9 protein-coding genes are annotated in these 9,808 nt (G+C 64.1%); 2 read left to right on the forward strand and 7 right to left on the reverse strand.

Annotated features, from left to right (window positions below):
• Together ENZ74_RS10740 and ENZ74_RS10745 are read left to right on the forward strand one after the other, a co-directional pair.
• Positions 1 to 790: FAD-dependent oxidoreductase (locus tag ENZ74_RS10740; protein ID WP_127312765.1), on the forward strand; the 790-nt coding region annotated here is incomplete at its 5' end.
• Between the two features lies 1 nt (position 791).
• A complete protein-coding gene (locus ENZ74_RS10745; protein ID WP_127312766.1) occupies positions 792 to 2,618 on the forward strand; it encodes an alanine racemase in 1,827 nt (608 codons plus the stop codon).
• On the opposite strand, the gene ENZ74_RS10750 is transcribed toward ENZ74_RS10745, so the two are convergent.
• The 7 genes from ENZ74_RS10750 to ENZ74_RS10780 form a co-directional block, all read right to left on the reverse strand.
• Complete coding sequence (locus tag ENZ74_RS10750; RefSeq protein ID WP_063170031.1) at positions 2,619 to 3,995, reverse strand: FGGY-family carbohydrate kinase; 1,377 nt, start codon at positions 3,993 to 3,995, stop codon at positions 2,619 to 2,621.
• Entirely contained in the window at positions 3,992 to 4,309 is a 318-nt protein-coding gene (gene rhaM, locus ENZ74_RS10755) for an L-rhamnose mutarotase (RefSeq protein ID WP_024503130.1), read from the reverse strand. The genes ENZ74_RS10750 and rhaM overlap by 4 nt, the downstream gene beginning before the upstream one ends.
• Positions 4,309 to 5,304: an ABC transporter permease gene (locus tag ENZ74_RS10760; protein ID WP_063170032.1), complete on the reverse strand. Its 996-nt coding sequence runs from the start codon at positions 5,302 to 5,304 to the stop codon at positions 4,309 to 4,311. Before ENZ74_RS10760 ends, rhaM begins: the two co-directional genes overlap by 1 nt.
• A complete protein-coding gene (locus tag ENZ74_RS10765) occupies positions 5,301 to 6,275 on the reverse strand; it encodes an ABC transporter permease (protein ID WP_013533601.1) in 975 nt (324 codons plus the stop codon). Before ENZ74_RS10765 ends, ENZ74_RS10760 begins: the two co-directional genes overlap by 4 nt.
• Positions 6,272 to 7,813: a sugar ABC transporter ATP-binding protein gene (locus tag ENZ74_RS10770; protein ID WP_063170033.1), complete on the reverse strand. Its 1,542-nt coding sequence runs from the start codon at positions 7,811 to 7,813 to the stop codon at positions 6,272 to 6,274. The genes ENZ74_RS10765 and ENZ74_RS10770 overlap by 4 nt, the downstream gene beginning before the upstream one ends.
• Positions 7,814 to 7,897: 84 nt before the next feature.
• Positions 7,898 to 8,893 (reverse strand): rhamnose ABC transporter substrate-binding protein, encoded by a 996-nt coding sequence (gene rhaS / locus ENZ74_RS10775; protein WP_127312767.1) that lies wholly within the window; start codon positions 8,891 to 8,893, stop codon positions 7,898 to 7,900.
• A gap of 55 nt (positions 8,894 to 8,948) precedes the next feature.
• Positions 8,949 to 9,758 carry a DeoR/GlpR family DNA-binding transcription regulator gene (locus ENZ74_RS10780; protein WP_063170034.1) on the reverse strand — a complete coding sequence of 270 codons (810 nt, stop codon included), beginning with the start codon at positions 9,756 to 9,758 and terminating at the stop codon, positions 8,949 to 8,951.
• Positions 9,759 to 9,808 lie beyond the last annotated feature (50 nt).

The following is a 9,808-nucleotide window of genomic DNA, read 5'->3' on the forward strand; positions in this document are numbered from 1 at the left end:
CCGTTATCTTGCCAAGCACGGCCTGCCGATCGAAATCGTCGGCCGCGACCGGCTGGTCGAGCTGGAACCCGGCCTTGCCGGCGTCAAGGACAAGATTGCCGGCGGCGTCTATTCGCCAACCGACCAGACCGGAGATTCCAAGCAGTTTGTCGACAGGCTGGCCGCCTATGCGGCCGAGAAGCTCGGCGTCGAATTCCTGTTCGGCACGACAGTCGAAGGCCTCGACATCGAGGGCGACCGGGTGCGCGCGGTGATGACTTCGGCCGGCCCGGTCGCCGGCGATGCGGTTGTCATCTCGATGGGGCCGGAAAGCGGCCTGCTCGGGCGCCGTTACGGCATCGACCTGCCTGTCTATCCGGTAAAAGGCTATACCGCGACGATTCCCCTGGAGGACGAAAGCAGGGGACCGACCATGGGCGGCGCCGACGAGGACCGGCTGATCGGCTATTCAAGGCTGGGCAACCGCTTGCGGATGTCCTCGACGGCCGAATTCACCGGCTTCGACCGCACTTTCAAGCCCGCCGATTTCAAGACGATCATCAGCACCGGCAAGGATCTTTTCCCGGGTGCCTTCGACGAGAAGAGGGCTGTGTTCTGGGCGGGTCTGCGCCCGATGATGCCGAACTCGGTGCCGGTCATCGGCCAGGCGCGCTACAAGAATCTCTATCTCGACACCGGCCACGGCCATGTCGGCTGGACGATGGCCTGCGGTTCGGGAAAATTCCTCGCCGACCTCGTTTCGGGCCGCAAGCCGGAGATCGACCCGCAGGGGCTGGTTTACGGGGGCTAGGATGTCGGGACCGCAAGTCGCCATCGACCTTGGCCGCATCGAGCGCAACGCGCGCACCATCGTCGAGCGCTGCGCGCTGTCGGGCATAAAAGTGTTCGGCGTCACCAAGGGCACTTGCGGCATGCCGCAAGTGGCACGCGCCATGCTGCGCGGCGGTGTCGCCGGCATCGCCGAATCGCGTTTCGAGAACATCCGCCGGCTGCGCGACAGCGGCATCAACGCACCGATCATGCTGCTGCGCAGCCCGCCGATGGCGCGGGTCGAGGAGGTGGTGCGCACCGTCGACATCAGCCTGCAATCGGAACTCGCCACCATCCGCGAAGTTTCGCGCATCGCCGAGCGCATGGGCCGCGTCCACGACATCATGCTGATGATCGATCTCGGCGATCTCCGCGAAGGCATCTGGCCGAACGACCTGATCCCCACGGTTGAGCAGATCCTGCAGTTCAAGGGCGTGCGCATCGCCGGCATCGGCACCAATCTCGGCTGCTTCGGCGCCATCATGCCGACGCCGGAAAACCTTGGGCAGCTCGTCGCCCATGCCTACAAGACCGAGCGCCTGTCCGGCAAAAGCCTCGACGTGATTTCCGGCGGCGCCTCGTCGTCGCTGCCGCTGCTGCTCGAAGGCAGGCTTCCGGCCGGCATCAACAATCTGCGCGTCGGCGAGGCGATCCTGCAAGGTGGCGTCGAAACCTTCCGCGATGTGCCATGGGCCGAGCTCGAGCCCGAGGCCTGCCGGCTGACCAGCGACATCATCGAGGTCAAGCTCAAGCCGTCACGGCCGATCGGCCAATCGGGCTACGACGCCTTCGGCAACCAGCCGGTCTTCCCCGACGAGGGCGATAGGCTGCGCGCCATCGCCAATATCGGCCGCGAGGACGTGCTGGTCGAGGGGCTGACGCCGATCGCCAGGGGGATCCGGGTGCTGGGCGCCTCCAGCGACCATCTGCTTTTGGATGTCGCCGATGCCGACCCGCCGCTGGCCGTCGGCGACCGCGTCGCCTTCCGCATGAGCTATGGCGCCATGCTTTTGGCGATGACCTCGGAATATGTCGAGAAGGCCCCGATGCACGATGTCGAGGATTTTTCCGGCCGCAAGATGGTGCAGATCTCCGCCGGGCCGGGGGCTGCCGGCATCCTGGCCCGGGAAGGCACCGGCGCGCGGCTGGAGGCGATGAATTTCGATGTCGTGGAACTCGCCGATGTCGAGCGGCCGCCATCGGGGCTGATCCGGCTGGCCGCCGGCACCGACCGTCGCGTCGCGCATAAGGCTCTGACCGCAACGGCGCGCGCCACGCATTCCTTCGGCCTGATCTGGATCGATTCCATCGCCGCCCTGATGCCTGAGGACGAGGACGGCATCGACCTGCCGGAAGGCTCGGTCCTGGCGCGATCGCTTGGCCTCGACCACAAGGCGGGCGCCCTGCAGCCGCAACTGTCGCCGGAGAATGTCGTCATCGTCGGCTTGCGCCACGCCGATCCGGCCGAGGCGCGGGTGCTGAAGGATTCGCGCGTCTCCGCCTTCACCATGACCGATATCGACGCCATGGGCATGCGCGACCTGATGCATGAAGCGATCCGTATCGCCACATCAGGCACGCAAGGCTTTCATGTCAGCTATTCGCCGACCGCGACCGAATTCGCCGGCTGGGCTGCGGGCTCCGGTGGGCTGACCGTGCGCGAAACACATCAGGCGATGGAGGCGATCGCGCTCTCCGGCGGCTTGCTGTCGATGGATGTTTCGGGCCTGACGGCGGATCTGGAGCCGCGGATCGGCACCGACGCGGTCAACTTCGTCATGTCTGCCTTCGGCAAACGGATTCTCTGATCAGCCCTGCACTTCCACTGCCGCCCGCCATGCGCTGACATAGTCGACCCATGCTGGGTCTATAGGCCGTTCTATTCTTTCGCCCTTGCCGTGCGTCGCCGGCCGATCGCATGCCAGCAGCGCCGCGCCGATGCTGGTGCCGGTGGCGGCCTCCGACGCAACCACGGCGCGCGCCGTGGCTGCCGCCAGCATGCCGACAAAGAGCCGGTTGCGGGCAAAGGGGCCTTCGACCGTGGTCGGGCCGTCGGCACCGATCAAGTCGAGGCAGGTCGCCGTCATCAGGGCCAGATAGAATGAGATGGCGGCAAAGCGCTGGCCTTTGTTGATGCCGTCGGCGTTGAGCCATGCCGCGGCATGGTGCGGGAACGGCCCCGAACCTTGCTGGGTCGACGGCAGCAGCAGCATCTTTCGCGCCAGCACGGCGCCGACATCATCCTCGGTCCACGGCTCCGGCTGATCCTTTGTCAGCACCGAAAACTCGCGGCCACCCATGAAGCGCGCAGAGGGAACGGGATCGCCGAGCGCGTTGACATTGACCAGCGTGTCGCGCGCCGCATCCAGCACAATCTGCTTGCCGCCGACCGCCATCGACACCACCCAGGTGCCGGTCGAGACCACCGAGAAAGGCGGTTTGTCGGACAGCAGATGCGGCAGCAGCGACGCGTTGGAATCATGCAGACCGCAGAACACCGGCGTTTGCGGATCGAGTCCGGTTCGCACCGCAACAGCGGGCAGGATCGGGCCGAGGCGGTCCCCGGCTGGCCGCACCGGCGCCGTCAGGCTTCGCCACTCCAGCCTCTCGACCAGGGATGAAAAATCCGCTGTCCACGGGTTCCACAGGTCGGTGTGGCAGCCGAGCGAGGTGACCTCGTTGGCGGCGATGCCGGTCAGGCGCAAGGCCCAGTATTGCGGGTACATCAGCAGCGCCGCGGCCCTGGCGAATTCCGCCGGGAAGCTCTTCTGCTGCCAGAAGAATTGTGCTCCGAGATTGAGGCCGAGCGGCAGGCGCGGCGTGCCGGTCTCGGCAAAAGGCGGGCGGATCGCGTCGTAATCCTCGGCCATCCCGTCGGGGCCGTCGAACTCATAGTCGAGCACCGGCAGCACCAGTTCACCCGCCGCGTCGACCAGCACGCCGGTCGCGCCATGGGTGGTGATCGAAATGGCGTCGATGCGCTGTTCGCGGTTGAGGCCGGCAAGGCTTTCGAGGATGAATGCCCACAAGGCCTCGACATCGTGATGTGGGTAAGGCGCCTGCCGCACCGGCGCATTCGCCATGCGGCGCAGCGCCACCTCGCTCAACGCAGCGAGGTCGACCAGCGCCACCTTGGCGTTGGTCTTGCCTATGTCGATGACGGCGATGTGGCGCATCGCAGTCATGCCATATGGAACATTGTTTCCAGCTTCACGGCCACCGGCTCGTTGTCCGGCCTGGTTTCCATGATGTCGGCCATGTGGGCCCACCAGCGCTGCATCACCGAATGCCCGGGCAATTCGTCCATGCGGTGGTCGTCTTGCCGCCACAGCACACCGAACAGGATATTGGTCTCCTCGTCGAGATGGATGGAATAATCGGAGACGCCGGCCTGCTTCAGCAGCGCGACCAGCGACGGCCAGATCTCGTCATGGCGCTTCTTGTACTCTGCCTTCATGCCGGGCTTCAGCTTCATCTTGAACGCGTATTTCTCGGCCATCAACGCCCTCCGCGCAGCCGCCGCCAGACGATCGGCAAGGCGATGACGATGATCAGCAGCAGGCCGATGAAGATCGACATGACGATGCCCGGCACATTGAGCAGGCCGAGCCCGAAGGTCACCAGCCCCATGATGAAGGCGGCGAGCACGACGCCCAGAATGCTGCCGGCGCCACCGAGGATGCTGACGCCGCCGAGCACCACCATGGTGATGACTTCGAGTTCATAACCCTGCGCGATCGAGGGCCGCGTCGAACCGAGGCGCGAGGTGATCAGCACCGAGGCGATGCCCGACATCAGCCCGGTCAGGCAAAACAGGATGAACTTGGTGCGGCCGACGCGCACGCCGGAAAATTGCGCAGCGACCGGATTGTTGCCGATGGCGAAGACGCGTCGGCCGAAACTCGTGCGGTGCAAGAGGAACCAGTAGACGACAGCCGCGATCAGGAACAGCACCAGCTCGAACGACACCACCCACCAGACATAGCCCTGGCCGAAGAAGGCGAAGCTTGAGGGATAGCCTTTGTAGGCCTGGTCGCCGAGGATGATGAAGGCGATGCCGCGAAACAGGCTCATCGTGCCGATGGTGACGACGATCGAGGGCAGGCCGAGCCTTGTCACCAGCAGACCGTTGAAGGCGCCGCAGCCGAGCCCGACAACGATGCCGATTGCCACCAGCACTGGCGTGCCGGCGCCGGCCTGCACCGCCATGCCCATCATGGTCGACGCCAGCGCAATGATGGCGGCCACCGACAGATCGATCTCGCCCGAGATGATCAGCAGCGCCATGGCGAAGGCGATCAGGCCCTTCTCGGTGAAATTGAAGGTCAGATCGGACAGCGAGTACGGATCGAGGAAATAGGGCGAGGCGAAGCTGTTGATGGCGAAGATGGCGACGGCCACCACGACCAGCAGCGCTTCCCAGGAAAAGATCGCCGAACGCAGCGGCTTGTCGAGCCGGTCGGGAATGTGGCGCGGGGCAGGGCTGTCGGTCACGCCTCCACCTTTCTGAGGATGATGCGGCCTTGCTGGCGCTCGCCGCGCGCATTGAGCACGACGGCCAGAATGATTGCGCTGCCCGAAATCGCCATCTGCCAGAAGGGTGAGATGTTGATGACCGGCAGCGCGTTGGAGATGATGCCGAGGAACAGCGCCCCTAATACCGCGCCGCCGACCGAGCCGATGCCGCCGGCGATCGAGATGCCGCCGATGACGCAGGCGGCGATGATGTTGAGCTCATAGCCATTGGCGACCTCGACCGAGGCGATCACGTAGCGCGAGATCCAGAGATAGCCCGACAGGCCGCCAATCATGCCGGAGATGCAGAAGACGATGAATTTCGTCCGGCCGACATCGATGCCGGCATAGACCGACGCCGTCGGGTTGACGCCGATTGCGTAGATCGAGCGGCCGAGCGCGGTGCGTGTCATCACAACGAAGAACAGCGCAATGACCAGGATGGCGATCCACGACAGCACCGGAATGCCGAGGAAGGCCGCGCGCTGGAAGCCGATGAACTCCGGGCTCATCTTGTCGGCATTGACCCAGGCACCGCCGGACAGGACGAAGGTGGCGCCGCGATAGATGGTCAGCGTGCCCAACGTCACCACGATCGAGGGGATGTTCAGCCGCCAGACCAAAAGGCCGTTGATGGCGCCGAGCACCAGGCCGACGACCAGCGCAATGACGATCAGCAGCGGGATCGGGATCGCCGGATGCGCGGCGTTCAGCATCGCCACCACCATGCCGGTGAAGCAGAGGTTGGACGCCATCGACAGGTCGATCGACCGGGTCAGGATGACCACCATCTGGCCAAGCGCCAGGATCATCAGGATCGAGGTGTCGTTGAACACCTGACGCAGATTGGCCGGATCGGCGAAGGCCGGAAAACGCGTCGAGATCAGCCCGATCAAGACGATGATGGCAGCAGCCAGCCAGATTTCGCGGTATTTGAGGAAAGCCTTCATGCCGCGATCCCCGCTGCCGTCCGAACCAGCGTCTCGGCGTCCAGCCCCTTGTTGTCGTAGACCGCCGCGACTAGCCCCTCGCGCATGACCACGACACGGTCGGACATGCCGAGGATTTCGGGCAGCTCGGACGACACCATGATCACCGACAGGCCTTGCGCCACCAACTCGGCCATGAAGCCGTGCACGGCGGCCTTCGAGCCGATGTCGATGCCCTTGGTCGGCTCGTCCAGGATGATCACCTTGGGCGACGTCGCCAGCCATTTGGCGATGACGATCTTCTGCTGGTTGCCGCCCGACAGCGTGCCGACATCCTGGCTGAGCGAAGAGGCCCTGAGGTCGAGTCGCTCGGTGTAGGAGCGGGCCAGATCGAACTCCTCCGACAGCCGCAGCAGGCCGGATTTCGACGTGCGCTTGAGCGAAGGCAGCGAGACGTTATGGAAGATCGGCAGGCCGATCACCACGCCTTGCTTGCCGCGTTCTTCCGGTACGTAGACGATGCCGGCATCGATCGAATCCGCAGCCGATTTCGGCGCGATCGTCTTGCCTTCCAGCGTGATCGTGCCGGCTGAGGTGCGGGTGATGCCCGATATCGCCTGCATCACCTCGCTGCGGCCGGCGCCGACAAGGCCGTAAAAGCCGAGGATCTCGCCCTTGTGCAGTTCGAAGCCGATATCGTTGAATTCGGTCGGATGCGACAGGCCGGAAACGGAGAGCACCGGTGCGCCGATCTCGGCCTTGCGCTGCGGGAAGATGTGATCGACCGCGCGGCCGACCATCAGGCGCACGATCTGGCTCTGGCCGGCATCCTTGATCAGGCCTTCGCCGACCATCTCGCCATCGCGGAACACCGTGTAGCGGTCGGCGATGCGGTAGATCTCGTCGAACTTGTGGCTGATGAACAGGATCGCCTTGCCATCGCTCTTGAGGAATTCGATCAGCAAAAAGAGCTCCTCGATCTCCTTCATGGAAAGCGCGGCGGTCGGCTCGTCCATGATGACGATCTGCGCGTCGATCGACATGGCACGCGCAACCGCGACCAGATGCTTGTTGGCGATGCCGAGGTCCTTCAGCCGCGCGTCGGCGTCGATATGGCCGGCATGCATGGTGTCCAGCACTTCGCGCGCATTCTTGCGCATCGTGCGCCAGTCGATGGTGCCGAAACGCGTGCGTGGCGCGTGGCCGAGAAAGATGTTTTCGGCGACGCTCAGATCGTCGAACAGCACGGTTTCCTGGTGGATGGCGGTGACGCCATGGCCGAAGGCGGCATGCGCGCTGGGCAGGGTGACGGCGTGGCCGTCTATGCTGATCGTGCCCCCGTCGGGCTGGTAGATGCCGGTCATGATCTTGACCAGCGTCGACTTGCCGGCGCCGTTCTCGCCGATCAGCGCTGTCACCTGGCCCGGATAGAGCGACAGGCTGACATTGTGCAACGCGCGCACGCCGGGAAAGCTCTTGGAGATGCCGGACAGCGTCAGGCGTGGAGCCGGGGCCGGAGGCCGCTCCTTCACCGCGCCGTGTTGGGCTGTCGTGTCCATAGTCGTATCAAGCCCTGAAACAAGGTTCGTTTAAAGCCGCGGCGGGACGTGAGCCCCGCCGCGTCAGCTCTAGAGAACTCCAGATCAATAGATCTTGGAAAACTTTTCGATGTTCGACTTGTCGAACTGGAAGGGCGGAGCCATTGCAGCCGAGTTGGTGTCGTCGAGCGTGACCTTGCCGACGCGGCCGATCGACAGCGTGGCGCCGGGCTTGGCCTCTTCCTTCTTCACCGCCAGATCATGGGCGAGGTAGACGGCCGAGTAGCCGAGGTCGATCGGGTTCCACAGGGCAACCGCCTGGCTGGAACCGTTGTCGATGAACTTCTTGAACTCGGACGGCAGTGCGAGACCAGTGACATTGACCTTGCCGATCAGGTTCTCGTCGGTGACGACCTGGGCGGCGGCAACGACGCCGACGGTGGTCGGCGCGATGATCGCCTTCAGGTTCGGATAGGACTTCAACAGGCCCTTGGCTTCGTCGGTGCTCTTGGCCGAATCGTCATCGCCGTAGACGGTGGCGACGAGTTTGATCTTGGGGAACTTCTCCGGCAGGATCTTCTTGGCCGCGTCGATCCAGGCGTTCTGGTTGGTCGCGGTCGAGGAGGCCGACAGGATGGCGACCTCGCCGCCTTCCGGCAGGTGGTCGGCGGCGAGCTTGATGATGGTCTCGCCGATCAGGCCGGTGTCGGACGGGTTGAGGTGAAGCTGGCGACCTTCCTTGGCGACGCCCGAATCCCACGAGATGACGGTGATGCCGCGTTCCATGGCCTTCTTCAGCACCGGCACCAGAGCGTCGGCGTCATTGGCCGAAATGGCGATGGCGTTGACCTTCTGCGCGATCAGCGAATTGACCACTTCGATCTGCGCTTCGGCGGTCGCCTTGGTCGGGCCGGTGTAGATGATGTCGACATCGCCGAGTTCCTTGGCCGCCTCTTCGGCGCCCTTGTTGGCGGCATCGAAGAAGCCGTTGCCGAGCGACTTCACCACCAGCGCGATCTTGACGTTTTCGGCAAAGGCGGCATTCACGAACATGGCGGCCGAGAATGCAGCCGTCACCATCAATTTCTTCAAGAAGCTCATCGAATTTCCTCCCTTGAGCGTTGCATTCCATCGCCGCTGCGAGCGCGAGTTGGCCTCAGGCCTGCAGTGAAGATTCTTCCTTGTTGGTTGCGGATGTGCGGGCGACGATCAGCGTCACGCCGGCGGTCTCCAGCATCTTGGCTTCACGATCGTCGATGCCGTCATCGGTGATGACGGTGGCGATGCGCGACAGGCCGCACAGGATGAGGCTGGAGCGTTTGCGGAATTTCGAGGAATCGACCAGCACCACCAACTCGTCGGCCTGGTCGATCAGTTTCTGCTCCGCCTGGATCAAGAGCGGATCGCCCTCCATCAGGCCGAGCGGCCCCAGACCCTGCGCACCCATGAACATGCGGCGCGCATAGAAATTGCGCGTCACGTCGTTGTCGAAGGGCGACAGGATGATGTTCTGCTCGCGATAAATGGTGCCGCCCGACAGCATCACCGTATTCTTGGAATGCTTGAGCAAATGCTCGGCGATGGGGAACGAATTGGTGAAGATCGGCATGCGGCGGCCGGTCAGGAAATGCACCATCTGGAAGGTGGTGGTGCCGCCATTGATGATGATCGGTTCGCCGTCGTTGCACAGCTCGACCGCTTCACGCGCAATCGCCCGCTTCTGCGAGGCGTTGATGGTTTCGTTGACGGAAAAGGGCCGGCCGGCCAGCCCGATGAACTGCGGCGGCGAGATTGCCTCGGCGCCGCCGCGCACGCGGCGCAGGCGCTTCTGGACGTGGAGAGCCGCGATATCGCGCCGGATCGTCGCCTCGGAGGACTCCGTCAGGTCGACCATCTCCTGCACCGTCACCACAGGCTTTTCCTGGACGGCGGACAGAATGATCCTGTGGCGCTCTTTTTCGTGCATGGTTCCTCCCTGCCCGGGCATCTAGGCACCCAAAACGCGCAGTGTCAATC

It is taken from the genome of Mesorhizobium sp. M7A.F.Ca.CA.002.15.2.1, from assembly GCF_003998715.1.
GTDB lineage: Bacteria > Pseudomonadota > Alphaproteobacteria > Rhizobiales > Rhizobiaceae > Mesorhizobium > Mesorhizobium ciceri.